Source organism: Nonomuraea sp. NPDC052265, assembly GCF_044547985.1.
Lineage (GTDB): Bacteria > Actinomycetota > Actinomycetes > Streptosporangiales > Streptosporangiaceae > Nonomuraea.
Genome location: NZ_JBIUBJ010000003.1, coordinates 525,018 through 546,630, shown reverse-complemented (window position 1 = coordinate 546,630; position 21,613 = coordinate 525,018). Strand labels below are relative to the sequence as shown.

The following is a 21,613-nucleotide window of genomic DNA, read 5'->3' as shown; positions in this document are numbered from 1 at the left end:
CGGGACAAAGGGGCGTCAGGCGCGGTCTTCCGGGGGGTCGCCGATGGCGCCGAGCGGCAGGACGTCGAAGTGCACGACGACGTGGCCGCCGCCGGAGGGGGCGTCCCTGCCGTCCGACAGCCGTCGGAAGTGGTCCAGCACCTCCAGCACCTGGTCGCGCAGGTCGGCCGTCTCCTCCGGGGTGAGCCGCAGGGAGCGGCGGGCGAACACGCCGGCCTGCATCCATTCCTCGGGAGCCCGCATCGCCCCCTCCCGCCAGCGGGTCAGCTCCGCGCCGCGCTGCCGGACCATGTCGTCCAGCAGGAACCTCAGCGCGGCGTCGACCTCCTCGGGGTTGCCCTTCGCCGGTCCGAAGCTGAAGCCGCCGGGCGTGATCCGCCAGTACTTCTCCTTGCCCCGGCCGAGCTCGGGCGCGACCTCGATCATGCCGTGGCGGGCCAGCTCCCGCAGGTGGTAGCTGGTGGCCCCGGTGTTCTGCCCGAGCAGGCCGGCCAGGCCGGTCGCCGTGGCCGGGCCGTGCTCGTCGAGCAGCTCGTAGATGCGCAGTCGCAGGGGGTGCGCGAACGACTTCAGCGCGTTCGCGTCGAGGGTGCGGGCGGAGAAGCTCTTGCCTTCTGTCACTGTGCAAGCCTATCTTTGCAAAGAGATCTATGCACACTTTTCCTTACACACTATCGGAGTGAGCCGTGAACCGTCTCGGCCGGGCCTTCTGGTTCCTTTGGTCGTCCACCGCGCTGTCCAACCTGGCCGACGGCGTCATGCGGGTCGGCGCGCCGCTGCTGGCCGTGTCGATGACCCGCTCCCCCACCCTGGTGTCGCTGGCGGGGGCCGCCGCCACCGCGCCGTGGTTGCTGTTCGCGCTGCACGCGGGGGCGGTCGCCGACCGCGTCGACCGCCGCCGCGTCATGACGGTGGCCAACACCGCGCGTACGGCGGTGCTGGCGGTGGCGGCGCTGCTGGCCGCGGCGGGCCTGCTGAACCTGTGGACGCTGCTCGCGGTGGTGTTCGCGGCCGGGGTGAGCGAGGTCTTCGCCGACACCTCGGCGCAGTCCGTCCTGCCCATGACCGTCTCCAGGGACGACCTCACCCGGGCCAACGCCCGGATCATCAGCGCCCAGACCGTCGGCAACGACTTCGTCGGCGCCCCGGTGGCCGGGCTGCTCGCCGGCCTGCTGCCCGCCGCCCTCTTCGGCGCCCCCGCCCTCCTGTACGCCGCCGCCGCCCTGCTCCTGACCGGCATGGCGGGCTCCTTCCGGGCCGCCCCGGCAGCGTCCGGGCCGCGCCGACCGCTGCGCGCCGACATCGGCGAGGCGCTGCGTTACCTGCTGGCCCACCGGATCCTGAGAAGGCTGGCGATCTCGGCGGGCCTGCTGAACCTGGCCAACGCCGGCTACTTCGCCGTGTTCGTCCTGTGGGCCGTCGGCGACGGGTCGCGCATCGGCCTGGACCCGAGCGGCTACGGCCTCATGATGACGGCCTTCGCGGCCGGCGCGGTGCTCGGCTCCCCGCTGGCCGGGCCGGTCACGCGGCTGGCCGGCGAGGCTCGCACGCTGGTCGGGGCGTGGCTGGTCAGCAGCCTGCTGCTGCTCGTCCCCATGCTCGTGCCGTCGCCCTGGGCGCTCTACCCGGTCGCGGTGGTGTGGGGGCTGACGGGGGCGGCGGCCAACGTGCTGGTCGTCTCGGTCCGGCAGCGGCTGATCCCCGGCGAGCTGCTGGGACGGGTGAACTCCGCCTACCGGCTGATCGGCATGGGCGGCATGCCGCTGGGCGCGGCGCTCGGCGGCATAACGGGCGACCTGTTCGGGCTGGCCGCCGTCCTGGCCGGGGCCGCCGGGCTGTGCCTGGTGGCGGTGGGGCTCGTGTGGCGCGCCCTGCCCCGGCGAATTTCTGCGGCGCTGACCAGCGAACCTACACTTTCCGACATATCCAGATCACCTTAGGCACCCTATGCCGTGTGCGGAGATGACATGATTATCCCCGAGCTTGAGGGGATGGTATGCGGGAGATCGGCGGACGGTACCTCCTGAACGAGGAGGCCGGTCGTGGGGGTATGGGGGTCGTCTGGCGGGCGTTCGATCGGCTCCTCCACCGAGAGGTGGCGTTGAAGGAGCTGACTCTGGCCGGTGAGGCCGAGATGGTTCGCCGCCGGGTGCTGCGTGAGGCCAGGATGGCGGCCGGGCTGACGCACCCCAACATCGTCACGGTCCACGACCTGATGGAAGTGGGCGGAAAGCTCTGGATCGTGATGGAGTACCTTCACGGGCTCTCACTCCACCAGCTGCTCTCCCAGGTGGGCACGCTGCCGGCGCAGTCGGTGGCGGCGATCGGCCAGCACCTGCTCGCCGCGCTGCGCACCGCGCACAAGGCCGGCGTGCTCCATCGCGATGTCAAGCCCGCGAACGTGATGCTGACCGGCGACCGCGTGGTGCTGACCGACTTCGGCATCGCCACCGCCGAGGGCGACATCCGCATGACGACCTCGCGGCGCCTGCGCGGCACGCCCGCGTTCATGGCCCCGGAGCGGCTGCACGGCGGGCCGGCCAGCAAGGAGGCCGACATGTGGTCCTTCGGCGCGACCCTCTACAGCGCCGTCGAGGGCCAGCCGCCCTACCCCGGTCAGGACGCGGCCACCGTGCTGGGCATGGCCCGCAGCGGCCCCTACCCGCCGCCGCGGCGGGCCGGGGTGATGCGCCCCCTGATCGAGGGGCTGCTGCACCACGACCCGGTGCGCCGCTACACGCCGGAGCAGACGGCGGGCCTGCTGGCGGGCATGCGCGCCAGCGCCTACCAGGCCGCCATCTGAGCCCCGGCGGGCGGCGTCAGTCCCTCTGGGCGCGGGCCTCGGCCTCGGCGGCGTCCATGGCGGCCGCCTCCTCGGGGGTGGGCGCGGTGCCACCCAGGTGCGCGGGCTGCCACCACACGCCCGGCGGCACCTCCGGGTAGGTGCGCTGCGCCCGGTCGACCAGCTCCGACAGGCGCGTGTGCAGGTCCACCGTGTGCTGGTTGACGTCTTCCCCGCGCTTGGGGTGGAACGGCTCGCCCACCAGGATGGTGATCGGCACGTGCCGCTGGGTGAGCTGCTTGGGCCTGCCCTTGGTCCACAACCGCTGGCTGCCCCACAGGGCGACCGGGATGACCGGCACGTTGGTGGCCTGGGCCATGCGGATCGCGCCGTTCTTGATCTCCTTGACGGTGAAGGAGCGGCTGATCGTGGCCTCGGCGAAGACGCCCACCACCTCGCCGGCCTTGAGCTTGCGCAGCGCGGTGGCGTACGAGCCGGCGCCGGCCCCGCGGTCGACCGGGATGTGGTGCATGCCGCGCATCAGCGGCCCGGAGACGCGGTGCTCGAAGACGTCCTGCTTGGCCATGAACCGCACCAGCCGCTTGGACGGCAGCGCGCCGAACCCCGCGAAGATGAAGTCGAGATAGCTGATGTGATTGCTCACCAGCACCGCTCCCCCGGTCCGCGGCACGTGCTCCGTGCCCTCCATGTGGAAGCGGTAGTCGAGCACGCGAAAGAGGGTCCGCGCGGCGGCGATCACCGGCGGGTACACAATCTCAGCCATGAGCAGAAGGTAGCCTACTCACACCGGTCGGCAGGCCACCCGGCGGAACCGTCCTCGGCTGGAGAAGATCGGCTCAGGTCACGAGATCGTAGGACATCGGCCCTGTTCACGCGGCGGCGCTTGCCCTCCCGTGAGAACGGGCAGATGTTCTGACCATGAAGAAGCTCATCAACACCGCCGGCTCCGTGGTCGAGGACGCGCTGAACGGCATGGCCGCGGCCCATCCCGCGCTGCGGGTCCGGGACCGCGTGGTCTACCGGGCCTCCGGACCGCGCCCCGGCAAGGTGGGCCTGGTGTCGGGCGGCGGCTCGGGCCACGAGCCCCTGCACGCCGGGTTCGTCGGCCACGGCATGCTGGACGCCGCCTGCCCCGGCGAGATCTTCACCTCGCCCGTGCCCGACCAGATCATCGAGGCCACCAAGGCCGTCGACGGCGGCGCCGGCGTGCTGCACATCGTCAAGAACTACACCGGCGACGTGCTCAACTTCGAGATGGCCGCCGAGCTGGCCGAGGACGACGACGTGGCCTCCGTCCTGGTGGACGACGACGTGGCGGTCCAGGACTCGACGTACACGGCCGGGCGGCGGGGCACGGGCGCGACGCTGTTCGTGGAGAAGATCGCGGGCGCGCTGGCCGAGGAGGGCGCGCCGCTGACCGAGGTGGCCCGGGTGGCCGGCGAGGTGAACGAGCGCAGCCGGTCGTTCGGCATCGCGCTGACCTCCTGTACGACGCCGTCGGCGGGCAAGCCGACGTTCGACCTGCCCGAGACGGACGTGGAGCTGGGCATCGGCATCCACGGCGAGCCGGGCCGCGCGCGGGTGCCGATGGCCTCGGCCCGCGAGCTGGCCGCCGTCGCGATGGAGGCCCTGCACAGCGACCTGCCGCTCCGCGGCGACCTGCTGGTCATGGTCAACGGCATGGGCGGCACCCCGCTCATGGAGCTGTACGTGCTGTTCGCCGAGGTGGCGGCGTTCGTGAAGGGCAAGGACGCCCGCGTGGCCCGCTCGCTCGTCGGCAACTACGTGACGAGCCTGGACATGCAGGGCTTCTCGGTCACCGTCTGCCGGCTCGACGACACCCTCACCCGGCTCTGGGACGCGCCGGTCGAGACGCCCGCGCTGCGCTGGGGGCGTTGATGGACACCCGCTTCTTCGCGGCCTGGCTCGACGAGGCGGCCAGGCTGGTCCGCCGCGACCGGGAGCGGCTGACGCGGCTCGACGCGGCCATCGGCGACGCCGACCACGGCACGAACCTCGACCGCGGCTTCACCGAGGTCGCCAAGGCCCTGGCCGACCGGCCGCCGGGCTCGCCGGGGCAGGTGCTGACCGAGGCGGGCACGGCCCTCATCCGCCGCGTCGGCGGCGCCTCGGGCCCGCTGTACGGCTCGATGTTCCGCCAGATGGGCCGCACGCTGGAGGCCCCCGTGACGCTGGCCCGCTTCGAGGCGGCGTTCGAGGAGGGGGTCGTCGCGCTGGAACGGCTGGGCAAGGCGGCCCTGGGCGACAAGACCATGGTGGACGCGCTCGTCCCGGCCTCCCGGTCGCTGGCCCTGGCCGTACGGGACGGCATCGGGGCGCTGGAGGCGTTCCGGCTGGCGGCGGACGCGGCGGCCGAGGGCGCGCGGGAGACGATCCCGCTCCAGGCCCGCAAGGGCCGGGCCAGCTACCTGGGCGAACGCAGCGTCGGGCACGAGGACCCGGGGGCGGCCTCGGCGGCCCTGATCATGCGGGCGCTGACCGACGTGGCCGACCGGGACCAGGCGGAGGGCCGATGGTCGGACTAGTGCTGGTCTCGCACAGCGCCGGGCTGGCGTCCGAGACCGCGGCGCTGGCCCTGGGGATCGCCGCGGAGACCGTACCGGTGGCGGCGGCCGGCGGCACCGCGGACGGCGGCCTGGGCACCAGCCTCGACCTCGTCGAGCGGGCGGTGCGGAGCGTGGACCGGGGCGACGGCGTGCTGATCATCCCCGACCTCGGCAGCTCGGTGCTGACCGCCCGGCTGCTGGAGGAGGAGGGACGGGTGGTGATCGCGGACGTGCCGTTCGTGGAGGGGGCGGTGGCGGCGTGCGTGGCGGCGTGCGCGGGCGGGTCGCTGGCGGAGGTGCTGGCCGCCGCCGAAGAGGCCCGCACCTACCGCAAGCTCTGACCGCTCAGTGACCCTTGAAGGCCTCCTCCAGCCACCAGGAGCCGCGCTCGCCGGTGATCTTGGCGTGCACCAGCAGCGGGCGGTCCCTGGGCCCCTTGAGCCATTCGGCCACGCCCGCCAGCCCGGCGGCGTCCGTGACGGTCACCGCCGCGAACCCGTGCCCCCGGGCGATCGCGGCCAGGTCGGCGGGCGGGAACCGGACCGTGTCGAGCCGATGCCCGTGCGGGCCGAAGTGGTGCACCTCGGCCCCGTACGCCTCGTCGTCGTAGACCACGACCACCATGGGCAGGCCCAGCCGGACGACGGTCTCCAGCTCGGCGATGCCCATGAGCGCGCCGCCGTCGCCCAGGGCGGCCACGGGGAGCCGGTCGGGACGGGCCAGGGCGGCGCCGATCGCGGTGGCCAGGCCGAGCCCGATCGACTGGAACGCCTGCGTGAAGCAGAAGCCGCCCTCGTCCGGGACGTCCAGGAACATCGAGGGGTATCCCATGAAGTTGCCGGAGTCGACGGACACGACGCGCTCGGCCGGGAGCAGGTCGTCCAGGGCGATGGTGAGCGTCTTAGGGTCGACGCGTCCCGCGCCGCTCTCGTCCCGGTACGGGACCGTCCGCCAGCGCCCCTCGTCCCGGATGCGCCGGGCCAGTTCGGCCGACCGGTAGCCCGGCGCGGCGCCGCCCGGCCCGGTCAGGGCCGCCGCCACGGCGCGGACGTCGCCGACCACGCCCAGGTGGACCGGGGCGTGCGCGCCGACGGCCGCCGGGTCGAGGTCGACCTGGGCCACCTTCGCCTCCGGCGCGATCAGCGAGCCGTGCCGGGTGGTCCACATGTTCAGCGCGCAGCCCCAGCCGACGATCAGGTCCGCGCCGCGGATCAGCTCGGCGGCCAGCGGGGTGGCGAAGCCGCCGCTCACGTCGAGGTCCCAGGGGTTGCCGCGGAACAGGCCCTTGGCCACGGCGGAGGTGGCCAGCAGGGCGCCGGTGCGGTCGGCCAGCGCCTCCAGCTCGCGGCGGGCGTGCCGGGCGCCGCGGCCCGCGACGAACACCGGCCGCCGCGCCTCGGCCAGCAACCGCCCCAGCTCCGCCACCTCCTCCCCCGCCCCGGCCCGGCCCTCGTGACCCGACGGGCCGCCCACCTCGGACCGGTCCGCCTCACCCGCCGCCGTCGCCGCCGGGCCGGACGAGGACGCGGCCGGGCCGGACGACGGCGCGGCGAGGGCGGACTGCACGTCGAGCGGCAGGTTCAAAAGGACCGTGCGGCGCTCCTGGGAGGCCACGCGGAAGGCTTCGAGCGCCCGCTCCCACGCCCCCGCGGCCTGCGTGACCCGCATGGGGACCGCGCCCACCGCCGTCGCCAGGGCGTCCTGGTCGATGTGGAAGTTGGAGCGCGCGTCCGTCGCCTCGCCGGCCAGGACGATCATCGGGGTACGGCTCTTGGCCGCCTCGGCGATCCCCGTCATGGCGTTGGTCAGCCCCGGCCCCTGGTGCACCGTGACGACGGCGACCTCGCCGCTCATCCGGGCGTAGGCGTCGGCCATGGTCGCCGCCCCACCCTCGTGCCGCGCCGCCACGAAGCGCACACCGTGCTCGACCAGCGCGTTCGTGACGTGGAAGTTGCCGCTGCCGACCACCCCGAACGCCGTACGGACGCCGCGCTCGGCCAGCGCCCGGCCGACCGCGGCGGCCGCCGTCTCCGGCACGGTCAACGCTCCACCAGGGCCAGGACCCGGACGGGGCTGCCGGAGCCGCCCGCGATGGGCAGCGGCGGCGCGACCACGGCGGCCCCGGTGACCGGCAGGCGGTCGAGGTTGCGGAGCTGGGTCAGGCCGTACTTGCCCGCGCCGAGCAGGTAGGAGTGGCAGGGGAAGGCCGGGTCGAAGGAGTGGGCGGCGCCGGCGTCGGTGCCGACGGTCTCCACGCCGAGCCCGAGTATCGGGGTCTCGGCGGCCAGCCAGGACGCGCACTCGACCGAGATGCCCGGCGTGTGCGGGCCGGTCTCGTCGGCGTTGAGGAAGGCGGCCTGGTCGGCGGAGCGGGCGTCCCAGCCGGTGCGGTAGAGCAGCCAGCCGCCGTCGGGCAGCGGGCCGTTGGCGCGTTCCCACTCCTTGACGTGGTCGATCCGGAGGAGGAAGTCGGGGTCCTTGGACGCCTCCGCGGCGAAGTCGAGCACGACCGCGGGCGCGATCAGGCTGCGTACGGGCACCTGGGAGACGTCCTGGCCGTCGCGGGCGGTGACCCAGTGGACCGGGGCGTCGAAGTGGGTGCCGGTGTGCTCGCCCGTGTAACTTACTCAAAGACACACTAGAAGGCAGGAACGTGACGTACGCCATGCACGGCCCCCAACCAGGCGGAACCCTCCTCGCGGGACTATACGCCCGCATCTCGAATGACCGGGAAGGGCGAGAACTGGGGGTGACCCGACAGCAAGAGGACGGGCGGGCACTTGCCGCCCGCATCGGCGCGACGATCGTAGACACCTACATCGATAACGACATCTCGGCCTCGACCCGTTCACGCAAGCGGCGGCCCCAGTTCGACCGTCTTCTAGACGACGTGCGGTCAGGCCGTATCAACGCGGTCATCTACTACAGTTCGTCGCGCCTCACGCGGCGCCCCCTCGAATTCGAGACGATCATTCAACTCGTCGAGGAAACCGGCGTGATGCTGTTCACAGTAACGGCCGGCACCGTGGACCTGACGACGCCGCAAGGGCGCATGATGGGGCGATTCTTCGCCGCGAAGGATGCCGCAGAGGCGGAGGAAACTCAACAAAAGGTTCTCCGGACCCTTCACCAGAACCGCGAACTGGGCAAGCGGCCTGGCGGGCAACACATGAAGGGGTGGCTCAAGCCTGACCCGCTCAAGGGCATCGGCTACATGGAAGTTCTCGACCCTGAAGCCGTCAGGTGGATCGACTGGGCGGCTGACTGGCTCATCGGGGGCGGTAGCCGGGGCGCGGTCACACGTCGATGGAACAAGGAAGGATTCACCACGACGAACGGTCGCCAGTGGGTAGACAGCACTGTGACGACCCTGCTCACGTCCCCCCGCCTTGCGGGCATGATCTTCTATGACGGTGAGCTGGTCGGCGAGGGCGAATGGCCGAAGGTGCTCGACCCTGACAAGTGGCGGGCAATGCAGCTTCGCCTAGGCCAGCGGAAGGGGTACAAGGAAGCGCGCACGCCCATCGACAAGGTTCGCAAGCATCTGCTCAGCGGGTTCGTGAAGTGCTTCGAGTGCGGTAGCACGATGCTCGTGCGTCGAGGTCCGAAGCGTGTACACAGGTTCGCGTGTGTTACTGCCGTTCGCGGTGGGTGCGGCAAGCTGACGCGCAACATGGAATGGCTCGAAATGGTGCTCGACGAGTACGTGACTGAACGCATTCGGACAGAAGAGGGTGAGATGCCCGATCAGGACGCGTCAGGCGAAGCCGCCCAGCTCGACGCTAGGGTTCGCGCGCTAGAGAACCGCGTCAGGGAGGTTCGCGACGCTGCGATGCAAGGCGTACTCCCGATGGTGGACGCCGGGCAGATGATGACCGAACTTCGCGAAGGCATCGACGAGCTACGGCTAGAACAAGCGAAGGCTGTAGCAGAGCAGCAAGCCGCGTCGATGGGGCAGGCCGAAGTACTGGACATCTGGAACAACACCGACCCCGAATATCTGGGGCATCGGCGTCAGATCCTAGGCCGCTACGTGAAGGCGATCATCATTCACCCGCTACCACCTAACGGCTACTGGCGGAAGCATACGATCCCCCTCGACTCGATCACGATCGTTCCGGCATAGCAGAAAGCCCCCGGGTTCCCGGGGGCTTTTCTATGCGGCTTTGGTCTGCCTGATCACGTCTCGTCGTACCACGCGAGCGGAAGCGAGTACAGCCGCCCACCTTTCAGCGTCCGGCTTGTGGTCCCTTCGGGCTTGCGCGCGGATCGCCTCGACCAGTTCGGGGGGAAGGCTCACGCGGCAACCCTTCGGTCTCGCGACCGCTCAACGTCGCTACGGTCGCCCTCCCCTCGCCAGAGCACCGTCACGACGACTTTGGCGTGAGGTTCCACAACCAATGCCAGGCGGCCCGCAACACGTACCTTGTGCCCGAAGTAGGCGGGGTTCGTTTCCTGGTCGTACACCACTTCGGGGCTGTCGAGGCAAGCCCTCAGCTCGTGAGGGTCTACGGCCATATCAACGGCCCTGCTAAGCGCGTGCTTGGTAAAACCCCAGTCCTTCACCACAAACCGCCTTCGCCTAGAAAGTCTTCATTACGCTTTTCGTCGAGCGTCATAATCAGCGCCCGGAAATGCTTGCCGACCTTGCCGAACACGGCGCCCACTTCCGGCATGGGGCCGATCTCCGGAACGGCGACCAGGTGAGCCCCCCGGCCCGCCACGTCGGGCCGAACCTTGTTGAGCAAGGTCATGTACTGGGGCGCGACCATTAGCCACGGCTCGTGTGTCTCGGCGATCGTCCAGAGGTCCGCGAGCATCGCCCATTCGGGCCGGTACTCATTGCCGTTCACGGCAAGAGCTGTCGCAGGCTTCGGGTTCTTCTCGTCGATGGCACCATGAAGGATCACGCCCGCCCCGGCCTCGACCGTGATACGGGAATGCGTCTTTCGGGTGCCGTCTTCGCGGGCGCGCTTCGCAAGCGCGATCAGGTCCGCCCTCGACACTTCGACGGCTTCGGGTTCGCCGATGAACGACTCAACCGGGCACCGAGCTTCGCCCGCCGTGAAGGTGTCCGTAACTGTGACCACGAGGGCATCCATCTCAGCGGACAACAGCGCCACGGGAACCGGCGACTTCGCCGGTAGCCACGCTTCCGCGTTGCTGAGCGCCTTGGACAGGTCCCCGGAGAGGACCGTGAGAGTTGCCATGTCGGAGACCGTAGCGCTTCAACCAACTTGCAGCCAACTTGTAGTGTGGCCGTGTGACGCGGATCACATCCGACCAGTGTCGGCGAATCGACCGGCCGGACATCTATATAGGGATAGGAAACCCCCTTGGGGGGGCTAAGGGGGGGCAGCTAATAGGAACGCTGCCCCTTGGCAGCTAGCTAACTATTAGGCGATCGGGGAGTCCTAACGGACCCGATCGCAACTGTCTATAACTACCTAGCTAGCTCACACAACAACCATGTTCGCTAGTAACGCGCCCCCGGGCGCGCGGGGATTCATGCCACGAGCAAAAGCAATCTGCTCGACGACAGGATGTCGTAAGACGGTTTCAGCTAGGGGCAAGTGTGTCGAGCACGATCCCGGCCCGTGGGCCGGACACACGCGACAGGACATCTCTCGACTCCCTAGCAACTGGTCTACGATCCGTCGCCGAATCCTTCGGCGCGATCGGTTCTGCTGCTACGTGTGCGGCGAAGACGCTAACGAGGTTGACCACATCGAACCAGGCGACAATCACGACCCGTCCAACCTGGGCGCGATATGCGCCCGATGTCACCTTGCTAAGACGCTCAGAGAGCGCCAGAAGGGGCCTCAGGCGGCCCCGGGCGTGAACCCCTAGGGGCAAACACCATCCCGCCCTTTCAAGGGCGTACGTTTCGACTTCGGAGCTTGCATGCCGCTTTTCAGGGAAACCATTCAGAGCATCACTGCTGTCGGCGGGGCTATCGACGACACGCTAACGATGTCTTGCGAAGTCAACAGCCTGTATCACTTCCACGGTGTGATCAACTACGAGCTTCGAGACAAGGATGCCCCGTTCGCCATCCGGGCGAACCTGCCGAACGGCAATGACGGCGAACTGTGGGCTATGCGCGTAGTGCCGGGCGCCACCGTCCCTGAAATGCAGAGCGGCAAGACCGTCCTTCCCGCGCTAAGTGCCGGCCTGCCTGTAGGCGCTACCGAGAACTTCGGTCAGCACATGATGTACATCAGCGGTTGGTTTGCGAACTGGGGCAGCAAGACCGGTCAGTTCAGCCTTGCCTATCGGAACATCACCGGCTCGCTAAACTTCGGCCTCGACATCCGCCACGGCTCGTGGCTGACCGTCGAAAAGGTCGCCTGACACACGAGAACGGCCCCCGCCGAAGCGGGGGCCGCCTTGTGCTAACTACAGGGCTTCATCCGGGCGAAGCTGCCGAATGATTCCCGGGCTGTATATCTCCAAGCCGTCAGGCAGAAGCCGCACGGCGTAAGGCCGTCCAAGCTCCGAACGCGCTACTCGGTAGACGCGCCCACGACGGTGGTAGAACCCTTCCGCGAGAGGGGTTCGATCCCACTTACGCGGCCAGCCCTTCATCACCTCAATGAGCTTTCCGGCCGTCTCCCTCGTGAGCATCGAAACCATGACCTCGATGTTCTGGGGAGGGTTCGCCAGCTCGTCGGCGATGCGCTGGATTAAAGCAAGCTGGCCGGTCGTGGCCATCTCAGACCTTGCGTTACGCATGGCCCTTCCTTTCGGTTGGTGTTTCCTGCTGACACGAGAAACACTACCGAACCGTGTACACGGTTTGCAAGTTGGTTGCCCGTGTACACGGAGTGACGTTCGCTCGGTTACGGGGAGGGGGTACCCACACGGTTCACGAGATTTGAGAACTGTGGAGGGCTGGACCTCGCAGGATGTACGGGTCTGGGGATGGGGTATATGACGGCCCTTCGGGGGCCGGTTACGCATTGTGAGCTGCGGGATTGCCGCCAGCTTTGCCCGGCGAAAAAGGCCGGATTTCTGCCCGGGGTAACAACGGCTCTTGCCGGTTGGTTGCCGGGTAGCTTTGGACTCGTGGGGGCGACGGCCCCGGCTGGGAGGGCGACGGCCTGACCGGCTTTCGGTGTGGTGTAAGTGCGCAACACGCCCTACGGATGGGAGATGCGGGTTCAAATCTCGCCACCGACACAATGCCTGTCTAGCTCAATGGGAGAGCGCCCGCCTTACAAGCGGGATACCGAGGTTCGATTCCTTGGACGGGTACGGAGCACAGTGGTAAATCCGGGCATGCACTCCCGGTCCCCAAATCGCCCGTGATGCGGGAAGCGGGGCACTGTGCAAGCCGCTCTAGCCCAACGGTAGAGGCATCGGTCTTAGGAACCGAGTAGTCAGGGTTCGAATCCCTGGGGCGGCACGCAAGACCCACTATCGAAAGAGGTTTCCTTGCTCCTTTACCGTGCGGCTGACGGCAACGTTTCCGGTCCTGTCTCCGAGTGGACCGACACCGCGACGTACACCAACCTCGAAAGCGGCTCGACGTACCTCGTCGAGGGTGCCGTATATTACAGCACCGACAACACCACGACCACCCAGTTCGGTTTCCGCGTGAACGCGCCGGGTTCGTTCGAGGGCAAGATTCACAGCGAGTCGATTCCGACGAGCGCGACCGCGAGCAGCACCGCGCCGTCGAACAACGTCCGGGACATCAACGGCAGCTCCGTCATCGTTCCGATTCGGTCGGGTGAGAACGGCGTTGTCCGCTTCCGTGGGTGGTTCAAGACGTTCGGCGACCCCAACCAGACGTTCTGGCTGTCCTTCAAGAACAACCAGAACTCCTCTACCTGGGACCTGAACGTTCTACGCGGTTCGTACGTCCGCCTGGAGAAGATCGAGGGCGTCTAGCCGATCGCCTAGGTAAGACCATGCCCCCCGCCCGGGGGGCGTGCATGTCCCATTCGTCTAGTGGTAGGACGCCAGGCTTTCACTCTGGTAGCGCCGGTTCGATCCCGGCATGGGGTACAGAGCAGGGCCGACGACGGACTGACCATCCGTCTAGGCCAGCTCAGGGGGCAAGCTCATGGCGAGCACTGCCCGAGTCCCCGGGGTGGTTCCTAGGGGATAGGGCGGTGGGACGGTTCGAATCCGTCTCCCCCGCGAACCCCTCCTGTTGTGGGTACACGAGCCAGCAACAAGAGGGGGCAATGGCGATTAGCTCAGCACGGCAGAGCGCTCGTCCGGTTCGCTACCGGGCGGGGACGTCCGGGGTTCAAGTCCTCGATCGCCAGCGAGGGGTGTAGTCCGGGTTCGAATCCCGGCGCTGGGGCTTTCATCCCCCGGTGTGGTGTAAGTGGCAGCACGCCCCCATGGCTTATCTGGCGCCCTGAAGAGTTCGGGGCACAGGGCTGCCAGAGGCAGAATCCTCACTCTCTGGAGTGGCCGGCTGATTGGCCGCGGTTCAAGGAACCGCAGGTCGGCGCGAGGCGCCATAGTGCCGGCCAGCGCGGAGAGTGATCACGGGGGCTGTCGCGTAACAGTGGCAAGCGCATGGGGCTTCAGGTCCCATAGCGGGGGTTCGACTCCCCCCAGCTCCGCAAAGCGGGTTCGCCCTCGTCGGCCTTGCTAGCCGACGTGGCCGCTAAGGCGTGTACACGCGCCCGCCTACACGTCTCGATCAAGTCCGATGGAAGGGGGTACGCGTGGCTGGCACTGGACCGGCGCCGAAGGATGGCCGCGTTCGACGCAACGCTGATCCCGTCGATTCCATCACTCTCACCGACGCGGCCCCGACCGTCGAGGCGCCCCGGCTTCGCGGCTACGCGAAGTACAGCGCGGCCACTCGCGAATGGTGGGACACCTGGCGGGCGGCGCCGCAAGCGAGCGCCTTCGTCACCACGGATTGGATGCGCCTAGCGATGTTGGCGCCGCTCGTCGAGCAGTACCACGCAGAGCCGAAGACGGCTCTACTCGCCGAGATCCGGCTCAACGAAGAGAGGCTAGGCGCGACCGTGGCGGACCGCCAAAGGCTTCGGATGAAGCTTTCAGGCCCGAAGGAAGACAAGCCGAAGCTTGCCCCTGTGAAGGACATTGCCGACCGGCGAAGGTCTCTGGAGGACTAGTGACGAATCCGAAACTCGCGAACGTCATCAACGTAACCCGCCTACCGGGCGGGTTTTTTAGTTTCACGATCGATGGCTACGCGTTCCCGTGGACTGTCGAGCACGTCTCTACGGCGTTCACGCCGGACGGTAGCGGGCCGTACCTGACCATTCGGATTCCCGCTGATCGTGTCGAGGTCATCAACCAGGCTTACGAGTAAGGAGGGGCTTTGCCGTACGCCCCCGATGGGCGTTGGACGGCCCCAGAATTCAGCCTTGGATACCAGGTAATCGACTGGATCGAGGCATACCTAGTCCACGGCCCTGGCGACGTTCAGGGCCAACCGATCGTCATGGATCGCGAGTATTCGCGGTTCATCGTGGACGCCTACGAAGTAGACCGAAAGGGCCGTAGGCGCGTCACGCGGGCCTTTCTGAGTCGCCCTAAGGGTCGAGCTAAGTCCGAGCTTGCGGGCATGCTCGTGTGCGTCGAGGCGCTAGGGCCGGTTCGCTGCGATGGATTCGACGCGAACGGCCAACCGGTCGGCAGGCCGGTTGTCTACCCGTTCGTTCGCTGTCTCGCTACCGAAGAATCGCAAGCGGGAAACACCTACGACAACGTGCATTACATGCTCTCGGAGGGCGCCGTCTATGACGCCTATCCGGGATTGGATATCAACCTTGCCAAGGTGAACATCCCCGGGGGCGGCGAAATCGTTCCCTCGTCGGCGTCGTCCGCCTCGAAAGACGGCGGCAAGGAAACCTTCGGCGTGTTCGACGAAACTCATCTTTACGTCACTCGCGAGCTTCGCGAGATGCACCGTACGGTTTCCCGAAACCTCTTGAAGCGCAAGATTGCCGAACCCTGGTCGCTTGAAACCTCGACCATGTACGCGCCCGGCGAAGACAGCATTGCCGAAGCAATGCACCTCGACTATCTGAAGGTGGCCGAGGGGCTTCTAGAACATCCCGGTTTGCTATTCGACCACCGCGAAGCGCCCCCGGTCAGTCTGAAGAACAAGGCCGAGCTGCGGAAGGCGCTCCGGTACGTGTACGGCCCTGCTGCCGAATGGATGGACCTCGACCGCATGGTGATCGAGCTACAGACCATGCAAGAGCACGAGGTTCGCCGGTACTTCCTGAATCAACCGACCGCGACGGTAGACCAGGCCATCGAGAAAGAGGCTTGGGACGCGATCGAGACGGACGAACGTCCGTCCCCCGGCGATCAGATTGCCATCGGGTTCGACGGCTCCATTCGGTACGACTCAACAGCAATCGTAGGGTGCCGGCTGACGGACGGCCTGGTGTTCCCCATCGCGATATGGGAGAACCCGCACACTTCCGAAGACTGGGAAGTCGATGTCCTAGCCGTTGATGCCGCCATGGCTAAGGCGATGACGGAATACCGCGTCGAGTGGGTCTATGCCGACCCGGCTTACTGGCAAGACATCGTTGGTCGGTGGGCCGTCGAGTTTGGCGACAGGACCGTTTACGAATTCTGGACGCACCGCGATACGCCGATGGCGCAAGCCGTCGAGCGGTTCCGAACCGGCATTCAGACGAGCCAAATCAAGCATGTCGGCGACAAGACGCTAACACGTCACGTACTCAACGCCAGGACGCGCGAGGTTCGCGCGGGCGTAGTCCTCCGCAAGGACACAAAGAAGTCTAAGAAGCACATCGACGCGTGCATGTCTGCCGTGCTGGCAGTCGAGGCGCGGGCCGACGCGATAGCGGACGGGCGCCTACGCAAGAGGCGGTATCGCGCCATCAGCTATTGAGAGGGTTCCCCGTTGACGTTCATCGAGCCTTATCCCCGCTCGCCCCTGGAATGGGTGAAGCATCTGGAAGGGGAGCTTTCCAACCAGTCGGCGACCGCGAGGCGGTATGACGACTATTACGAGGGCCGTCATCAACTGTCGTTCGCGGCGGCGAAGTTCAGGGAAGCCTTCGGCGCGATGTTCGATGGGCATTGGGCGGACAACTTTTCTAGCCTGGTCGTTGATTCGGTGGCCGAGCGCTTGCAGGTGAACGGCTTCCGGTTCACATCGGACCCCGAGGCGGACGCCGATGCTCTCGACATCTGGCAGCGAAACGGCCTCGACGCCGATTCGGACGCGGCCCACACGGATTCCCTTGTAACCGGCGCGTCCTTCGTGACCGTCTGGGGCGACTCTGACGGGCAGCCGGTCATTGTGCCCGAGTCAGCACATGAAATGGTCGTGTCGTACGCCCCAGGCTCGCGGAAGGTGATCCGCGCCGCTCTGAAGAAGATTAACGACGAGTGGGGCGACACACACGCGACGCTATGGCTTCCGAACCGCGTCTATGCCTCGACCTACACGGCGGGGCGCCAAGACTGGGACGAATTCACGGAAGCGGTGAACCCGCTGAATCGGGTACCAGTGGTTCCGCTTCTTAACCGGCCGAGATTGAACGGCAAGGCCGCGAGTGAACTAAAGAGGGTCATCCCCCTTCAGGACGCCGTGAACAAGGTAATGATTGATGCCTTGATCGCTAGCGAAATGGGCGCCTTCCCGATGAAGTGGGCGGTAGGTCTCCCGCTTGAAGAGGACGAGAACGGCAAGGCTCAGCCGCCGCCTTTCGAGGTTGCGCTAGACAAGATGATCCATTCGGAGGACCCGGAAACGAAGTTCGGACAGTTCTCCGTGGCGGACCTGTCGAACTACGTCCGGTTGATCGAGGCTCTTGTTCAGCACATCGCTTCCGTGAGCCGGATGCCCGTGCACTACATGTTGCAGCAGTCGGGGCAACCGCCGTCCGGGGCCAACATCAAGAGCGCCGAGGCGGGTCTAGTCGCAAAGGTGCGTCAGCGGCAGCGGACGTACGGCGAAGGCTGGGAAGACGTGATGAGGCTCAGCTTCGCTGTCCTCGACGACCCCCGGCAGTATGCCCACCAGGCCGAGACCCTATGGGCGGACGCCGAGTATCGCTCTGAGGCTGAGCACATCGACGCGCTTCTGAAGCTGAAGGCGCTTGGCGTGCCTCAGAGGCAGCTATGGCAGGACGCCGGGTATAGCCCGGCGCAGATTGCCAGGTTCGACGCGATGACGATGCAAGACCTTCTAGACGAGCAGATGCGTCGTGACCTTGGGGTTGATCCCTCGACGGATCAGCCGGCCAGCCCCGCGGGTGATGACGCCGACACTCTTAGTGAGTCGGGGCAGTCGCGCAAGGCCATCGCCGAGGCGGCTTGATGGCGGTAGCCGACGAGCTGGCGCGCGTGCGCCTGGCGCACAGCCGGGCGCGTGCGACTCTGCGCGCGAACCTTGTCCGGCGCATCCTCGATCTGTGGCGGGGCATGGGCTCGTGGAACCGGGCGGATATCCCCCGGTTCGCTCCCCCGGCCGCCCGGCTCGTCAGGGCCGGACAGATTCAAGAGGGCCGCCTAGCGCTCGACTACATCGACCGGGTTAGCCGTTTCCGTACCGGCCGCCCTTCCCCCACCGTGCCCGTTGACCGCGTGCCCGGCCGCCGTGGCGGCGTCGAGCTGGGCGACGTGTACGCGCGCCCCTTCGTCTGGACATGGACGGAGATGGCCGACGACACGCCCCTAGCCGAAGCCGTCGATCTCGCGGCGTACCGGCTAGAACGATCCGTCGAGGCGGATCTACAGATAGCCCACCGCAATACCGCCGATGCCGTCATGGAAGCCGACAGGCGAGTGACCGGGTATCGACGAGTCCTGTCCGACAAGCCGACGCATTGTGATCTCTGCGTTCTCGCAGTCACTAACACCTATCGCAAAAGCGATTTGATGCCGATTCATCCGGCGTGTGGTTGCACCGTCGAGCCGATCTATTCGAGCGCCGACGATGACACGGAACTAGATCGGCGAGTGGCCGAGGCGTACGAGCGCGCGGCCAAGGACGTAAAACTTCGCGTGATTGATCACGGCGAATACGGCCCCTATCTCCAGGCGGCCTAACACCTCTCCCCCGACATGGGGGTTCCTTTCTTCCGACATGGAGCGCTTTTAGCATGCCTGAGAACGACCCGAACGCCACCGTTTCCGACGGCACGGCCACCACGAATCCCGACACGGGGACGGAGGACGTTGACGTAGCGGCGCTACTCGCCGACCGGGATAAGTGGAAGTCGATGGCCCGTAAGCATGAAGCGGGTTTCAAGGACATCACGAAGAAGTACGACCAGCTTTCCCAGTCGCAGATGTCCGAGACTGAAAAGGCCATCGAGGCGGCGAAGTCTGAGGCTCGCAAGGCAACGCTTTCGGAAGTGGGCGCGGAGCTTACTACCGCCGCCCTGACCGCCCAGGCTGCTAAGGCTGGCGTCACGCTTCCCGATGTTGCCTACATCAACGTTGCTGCTCTGTCCGGCGAGGACGGCAGGCCGAACTCTGATGCCATCGACGCGTTTCTGAAGACGCTGCCGAAGGCAGGCAAGTCTTTCGATCAGGACGTCTTTACCAAGACGGCCGGTAACCGCGAAGGCAACAAGCCGCGTCAGCTTACCCGCGCCGACCTTCAGGGCATGGCGCCCGAAGACGTTCAGGCTGCCCGGCTCGCGGGTCAGCTCAACGACCTACTTGGAATCAAGTAACCCCTATTGGAGGGTTCCCCCTTGGCTATTTTTGATGAGGCCGGCTACCGCGATTCTCGGTTCATCCCCGAGGTTTGGACGGCCGGTGTATGGACTGAGATGCGGTCCAAGCTGACCATTGGTTCGGACCTGGTTTGTAACCGCGACTGGGAAGGGACCATTGCCGACGTCGGCGATGCAGTTCGAATCCCGACCGTGACCGATCCCGAGATTGAGGATTACGACCCCACGGCGGGTTTCTCTGGTGATCCGAAGGAGATGACGGGCGGCAAGCGCACGTTTGAGATTTCCCAGAGCAAGGCTTTCAGGATTCGCGTGGATGACATCCACAAGGTGCAGAGCATGATCGGCGGGAAGTACATGCACGAGGGCACCACTCGTGCGGGTCGCAAGCTGGCGGAAGCGGCTGACTCCTACGTCGCCGGTCTCCTGGTCGCGGCTGCGACCGCCCAGAACGCCAAGAAGGCCGGTCACCTTCAGGACATCGACCTAGCGGCGACCCCTGACGCTCTGTTCGACCAGTGGATTGCCGCCAAGGTGGTGCTCGACCAGACCGAGACACCCGACGAGGGCCGGTTCGCCGTCGTGTCTCCGGTTCTCCAGGGCCGCCTACTGCGCGATGACCGGTTCATCGACGTGTCGAAGTTCGGCGGTGACGAGCCGATTCGTAATGGCGTTATCGGTAAGTTCCTGGGCTTCTATATCCACAAGACGAACGCCCTTCCGACCGATGTTCACCTGGTCGCCGGTCACCGGATCGCTACCACGTTCGCGGACCAGATTGTGAAGACGGAGAACTACCGTAGCGAAAAGTTCTTCGCGGACGTCGTGAGGGGATTGCACGTTTACGGCGCTTCCGTGATGCGCCCTGAACACATTGTTGTCGGCAAGGTCATCCCCTGATTTGCAAGTTGGCTGCGACGCGGGGCCGCCCTTTCGAGGGCGGCCTTTCGTCTCGATAGGAGGTTCCTTTGCTAGCTGAGCTAGCCGATATCGAGGCGCGTCTAGGGCGAACGCTGGCACCAGATGAGGCGACCGCAGTATCCGCGTTGATTGAGGACGTGTCCGGGCTCGTCGAGGCGTATTGCCGCCGCGACTGGACCATTCACGCTAACGATGTCGCCGAGTTTGAAGGCTGGGCGGAACGCGAGCTGAAGCTACCCGGGGCGCCAGTCCTTCAGGTCCTTTACGTGACCATCGACGGGCGGGACATCGCGGAATACAAGCTCGTCCGGGGCTCGCTGTGGCGGCGCTGGGGATGGCAGACCCATCCGGGCGACCCGCTACCGTCCAAGGTCGTCGTCACCTACACCCACGGGACCGACAAGGTTCCGGCTGACGTCAAGGCCGTCGTTTGTAACGAGGCGCTTCGGGTTCTCGGAAAGGAAGTCGGCGCGACTTCCGAAACGCTCGGGGAACACACCCTCGTTTACGAGACCGGAAGCGGCTCTATTGGCCTCTCGCGGTCCGCGAAGGCATCACTCAACCGATTCCGTCAGCGGACCGGTTCGGCGCCTCTGCGGCGCCCCTAGGGGCGTCCATGGGCCTTTACCGCGATTCAGTCGCCGTACTGCGCGCCCCTCTGGTCGTCGGCCCCTACGGGGACGTTCGGGACTGGGACGCCGCCCAATCCGTGTACACGGGTTTGCCGGCCAGTGTCCAGCCGGTCAGCACGCGCGACGCACTGACCCCCGACCAAGACCAGGACCGGGAAACCGGCATCACCACCTACCGCGTGTACACGCCCCGGCAAGCCGACATCCGCGTGTCCGACCGGGTGCGTTACCGCGCCCAGCTCTACGAGGTGATCGGCGTATCGCTCGTCTGGCCGTCTGTAACGGGCCGCAATTCATACACCCTGGCGACGATAAGGCGGATCGATGGCTGACGTAGAAGTCGATGTGTGGGAGTTCAAACTTCCTACGCTGACGCGGGATAAGCGGGTCGCGAAAGAGCTATTGAAGGTCGCTAAGACCATCGGGCTAGAGGCGTACAACGTCGCCCCGAAGCGCTATCCGCTTCACGAGTACGCCGCGAGCATCCGCGAGGACATCGAGATCAACGCCCTGGGCGAGCCGGTTGCCTACGTGTCTGCCGACAAGGACGCAATCAAAGTCGAGTACGGCACCGATGACACTCCAGCGTTTCGCCCGCTGGGCAAGGCCGTGGAGAGCAAGCGCATCGAATGATTTACGACCCGATAGAGGTAGCGATTGCGCTACTGAAGGCGGGGATCGCCGACATTCCAGTGAGCGCGGACTTGATCGGTCACCAGGCCGGAAAGTCTCGCGTCGTCGTGTCCCTGCTCAACATCAGCAATGTCGTCCCAAGGCGCCTCGACCGCGTACGCCTCGACGTGCACGCCTACGGACCGGCGAAGAACACGGCGCTTCACAACGCCATGCGTGCCCGGCATGTGCTTCTTACGAGCGGCCCCAACTTCAGCCATCGCGGAGTGGCCATTGCTGACGCCAACAACGACTTCGGGCCGCAAGACATCAGCGACCCGAAGTCGCGCGAACACCGCTTCGTGTTCTCCCTCGATCTCTATATGTATATGAGGAGTTAGC

At 66.6% G+C, this 21,613-nt stretch carries 24 protein-coding genes, 5 tRNA genes and 1 pseudogene; 24 read left to right on the top strand and 6 right to left on the bottom strand.

The window, feature by feature from the left end; genetic code table 11:
- Window positions 1-15 precede the first annotated feature (15 nt).
- Window positions 16-621: an ArsR/SmtB family transcription factor gene (locus ACIHAD_RS12150; protein WP_397354383.1), complete on the bottom strand. Its 606-nt coding sequence runs from the start codon at window positions 619-621 to the stop codon at window positions 16-18.
- Window positions 622-686: 65 nt separating this feature from the next.
- Here ACIHAD_RS12150 and ACIHAD_RS12145 point away from each other — a divergent pair, with 65 nt between their 5' ends.
- Both ACIHAD_RS12145 and ACIHAD_RS12140 read left to right on the top strand, forming a co-directional pair.
- Window positions 687-1,940 carry an MFS transporter gene (locus tag ACIHAD_RS12145; protein WP_397354382.1) on the top strand — a complete coding sequence of 418 codons (1,254 nt, stop codon included), beginning with the start codon at window positions 687-689 and terminating at the stop codon, window positions 1,938-1,940.
- A gap of 56 nt (window positions 1,941-1,996) precedes the next feature.
- Window positions 1,997-2,803 (top strand): serine/threonine-protein kinase, encoded by an 807-nt coding sequence (locus ACIHAD_RS12140; RefSeq protein WP_189652565.1) that lies wholly within the window; start codon window positions 1,997-1,999, stop codon window positions 2,801-2,803.
- Between the two features lie 16 nt (window positions 2,804-2,819).
- Here the strand turns inward: ACIHAD_RS12140 and ACIHAD_RS12135 are convergent, their stop codons facing one another.
- Window positions 2,820-3,566 (bottom strand): lysophospholipid acyltransferase family protein, encoded by a 747-nt coding sequence (locus ACIHAD_RS12135; RefSeq protein ID WP_397354381.1) that lies wholly within the window; start codon window positions 3,564-3,566, stop codon window positions 2,820-2,822.
- Between the two features lie 155 nt (window positions 3,567-3,721).
- Between ACIHAD_RS12135 and dhaK the strand changes: the two genes are divergently transcribed.
- The 3 genes from dhaK to dhaM are packed head-to-tail and all read left to right on the top strand — an operon-like array spanning window position 3,722 to window position 5,711.
- Complete coding sequence (gene dhaK, locus ACIHAD_RS12130) at window positions 3,722-4,702, top strand: dihydroxyacetone kinase subunit DhaK (protein WP_397354380.1); 981 nt, start codon at window positions 3,722-3,724, stop codon at window positions 4,700-4,702.
- Window positions 4,702-5,349, top strand: a complete 648-nt coding sequence (gene dhaL, locus ACIHAD_RS12125; protein ID WP_397354379.1) for a dihydroxyacetone kinase subunit DhaL — start codon at window positions 4,702-4,704, stop codon at window positions 5,347-5,349. Before dhaK ends, dhaL begins: the two co-directional genes overlap by 1 nt.
- On the top strand, window positions 5,337-5,711 hold the full coding sequence (gene dhaM, locus ACIHAD_RS12120) for a dihydroxyacetone kinase phosphoryl donor subunit DhaM (protein ID WP_397354378.1): 375 nt from the start codon (window positions 5,337-5,339) through the stop codon (window positions 5,709-5,711). Before dhaL ends, dhaM begins: the two co-directional genes overlap by 13 nt.
- A 4-nt stretch (window positions 5,712-5,715) precedes the next feature.
- Here dhaM and ACIHAD_RS12115 read toward each other — a convergent pair whose 3' ends face one another.
- Window positions 5,716-7,407 carry a thiamine pyrophosphate-binding protein gene (locus tag ACIHAD_RS12115; RefSeq protein WP_397354377.1) on the bottom strand — a complete coding sequence of 564 codons (1,692 nt, stop codon included), beginning with the start codon at window positions 7,405-7,407 and terminating at the stop codon, window positions 5,716-5,718.
- A gap of 2 nt (window positions 7,408-7,409) precedes the next feature.
- Window positions 7,410-7,976, bottom strand: a pseudogene (locus ACIHAD_RS12110) (cyclase family protein); the annotation flags it as partial.
- Between the two features lie 47 nt (window positions 7,977-8,023).
- Here ACIHAD_RS12110 and ACIHAD_RS12105 point away from each other — a divergent pair.
- Window positions 8,024-9,496 (top strand): recombinase family protein, encoded by a 1,473-nt coding sequence (locus tag ACIHAD_RS12105; RefSeq protein ID WP_397354376.1) that lies wholly within the window; start codon window positions 8,024-8,026, stop codon window positions 9,494-9,496.
- A 436-nt stretch (window positions 9,497-9,932) separates the two neighbouring features.
- Here ACIHAD_RS12105 and ACIHAD_RS12100 read toward each other — a convergent pair whose 3' ends face one another.
- Window positions 9,933-10,580, bottom strand: coding sequence for a hypothetical protein (locus ACIHAD_RS12100; protein ID WP_397354375.1), 648 nt, complete (start codon window positions 10,578-10,580; stop codon window positions 9,933-9,935).
- Window positions 10,581-10,839: 259 nt separating this feature from the next.
- On the opposite strand from ACIHAD_RS12100, the gene ACIHAD_RS12095 reads away from it, so the two are divergent.
- Together ACIHAD_RS12095 and ACIHAD_RS12090 are read left to right on the top strand one after the other, a co-directional pair.
- Window positions 10,840-11,220, top strand: coding sequence for an HNH endonuclease signature motif containing protein (locus tag ACIHAD_RS12095; protein WP_397354374.1), 381 nt, complete (start codon window positions 10,840-10,842; stop codon window positions 11,218-11,220).
- A 54-nt stretch (window positions 11,221-11,274) separates the two neighbouring features.
- Entirely contained in the window at window positions 11,275-11,724 is a 450-nt protein-coding gene (locus tag ACIHAD_RS12090; protein WP_397354373.1) for a hypothetical protein, read from the top strand.
- Window positions 11,725-11,769: 45 nt separating this feature from the next.
- Here the strand turns inward: ACIHAD_RS12090 and ACIHAD_RS12085 are convergent, their stop codons facing one another.
- The gene (locus ACIHAD_RS12085; RefSeq protein WP_397354372.1) at window positions 11,770-12,105 is read right to left on the bottom strand and encodes a hypothetical protein; all 336 of its coding nucleotides are present in this window, start codon (window positions 12,103-12,105) and stop codon (window positions 11,770-11,772) included.
- A 379-nt stretch (window positions 12,106-12,484) separates the two neighbouring features.
- On the opposite strand from ACIHAD_RS12085, the gene ACIHAD_RS12080 reads away from it, so the two are divergent.
- The 16 genes from ACIHAD_RS12080 to ACIHAD_RS12005 all read left to right on the top strand — a co-directional run bounded on the left by ACIHAD_RS12080 (window position 12,485) and on the right by ACIHAD_RS12005 (window position 21,612).
- Window positions 12,485-12,552: transfer RNA gene (locus ACIHAD_RS12080), tRNA-OTHER, on the top strand.
- A 4-nt stretch (window positions 12,553-12,556) separates the two neighbouring features.
- Window positions 12,557-12,627, top strand: a tRNA-Val gene (locus ACIHAD_RS12075).
- A 78-nt stretch (window positions 12,628-12,705) separates the two neighbouring features.
- Window positions 12,706-12,778: transfer RNA gene (locus ACIHAD_RS12070), tRNA-Leu, on the top strand.
- A 29-nt stretch (window positions 12,779-12,807) separates the two neighbouring features.
- Window positions 12,808-13,266, top strand: a complete 459-nt coding sequence (locus tag ACIHAD_RS12065) for a hypothetical protein (protein WP_397354371.1) — start codon at window positions 12,808-12,810, stop codon at window positions 13,264-13,266.
- Window positions 13,267-13,312: 46 nt separating this feature from the next.
- Window positions 13,313-13,383 (top strand) — tRNA-Glu (locus ACIHAD_RS12060).
- Window positions 13,384-13,566: 183 nt separating this feature from the next.
- Window positions 13,567-13,649: transfer RNA gene (locus tag ACIHAD_RS12055), tRNA-Ala, on the top strand.
- A 411-nt stretch (window positions 13,650-14,060) separates the two neighbouring features.
- Window positions 14,061-14,480 carry a hypothetical protein gene (locus ACIHAD_RS12050; RefSeq protein ID WP_397354370.1) on the top strand — a complete coding sequence of 140 codons (420 nt, stop codon included), beginning with the start codon at window positions 14,061-14,063 and terminating at the stop codon, window positions 14,478-14,480.
- Window positions 14,481-14,935: 455 nt separating this feature from the next.
- Window positions 14,936-16,243: a terminase TerL endonuclease subunit gene (locus tag ACIHAD_RS12045; protein ID WP_397354369.1), complete on the top strand. Its 1,308-nt coding sequence runs from the start codon at window positions 14,936-14,938 to the stop codon at window positions 16,241-16,243.
- Window positions 16,244-16,255: 12 nt separating this feature from the next.
- A complete protein-coding gene (locus ACIHAD_RS12040) occupies window positions 16,256-17,680 on the top strand; it encodes a phage portal protein (RefSeq protein WP_397354368.1) in 1,425 nt (474 codons plus the stop codon).
- On the top strand, window positions 17,680-18,411 hold the full coding sequence (locus ACIHAD_RS12035) for a hypothetical protein (RefSeq protein WP_397354367.1): 732 nt from the start codon (window positions 17,680-17,682) through the stop codon (window positions 18,409-18,411). Before ACIHAD_RS12040 ends, ACIHAD_RS12035 begins: the two co-directional genes overlap by 1 nt.
- Before the next feature lie 53 nt (window positions 18,412-18,464).
- A complete protein-coding gene (locus ACIHAD_RS12030; RefSeq protein ID WP_397354366.1) occupies window positions 18,465-19,043 on the top strand; it encodes a hypothetical protein in 579 nt (192 codons plus the stop codon).
- A gap of 21 nt (window positions 19,044-19,064) precedes the next feature.
- On the top strand, window positions 19,065-19,946 hold the full coding sequence (locus tag ACIHAD_RS12025) for a hypothetical protein (RefSeq protein ID WP_397354365.1): 882 nt from the start codon (window positions 19,065-19,067) through the stop codon (window positions 19,944-19,946).
- 146 nt (window positions 19,947-20,092) lie between these two features.
- On the top strand, window positions 20,093-20,575 hold the full coding sequence (locus ACIHAD_RS12020; RefSeq protein WP_397354364.1) for a hypothetical protein: 483 nt from the start codon (window positions 20,093-20,095) through the stop codon (window positions 20,573-20,575).
- Window positions 20,576-20,583: 8 nt separating this feature from the next.
- A complete protein-coding gene (locus tag ACIHAD_RS12015) occupies window positions 20,584-20,931 on the top strand; it encodes a head-tail adaptor protein (RefSeq protein WP_397354363.1) in 348 nt (115 codons plus the stop codon).
- Entirely contained in the window at window positions 20,924-21,232 is a 309-nt protein-coding gene (locus ACIHAD_RS12010) for a hypothetical protein (RefSeq protein WP_397354362.1), read from the top strand. The genes ACIHAD_RS12015 and ACIHAD_RS12010 overlap by 8 nt, the downstream gene beginning before the upstream one ends.
- Window positions 21,229-21,612, top strand: coding sequence for a hypothetical protein (locus ACIHAD_RS12005; RefSeq protein WP_397354361.1), 384 nt, complete (start codon window positions 21,229-21,231; stop codon window positions 21,610-21,612). Before ACIHAD_RS12010 ends, ACIHAD_RS12005 begins: the two co-directional genes overlap by 4 nt.
- The last annotated feature ends 1 nt before the right edge of the window (window position 21,613 follow it).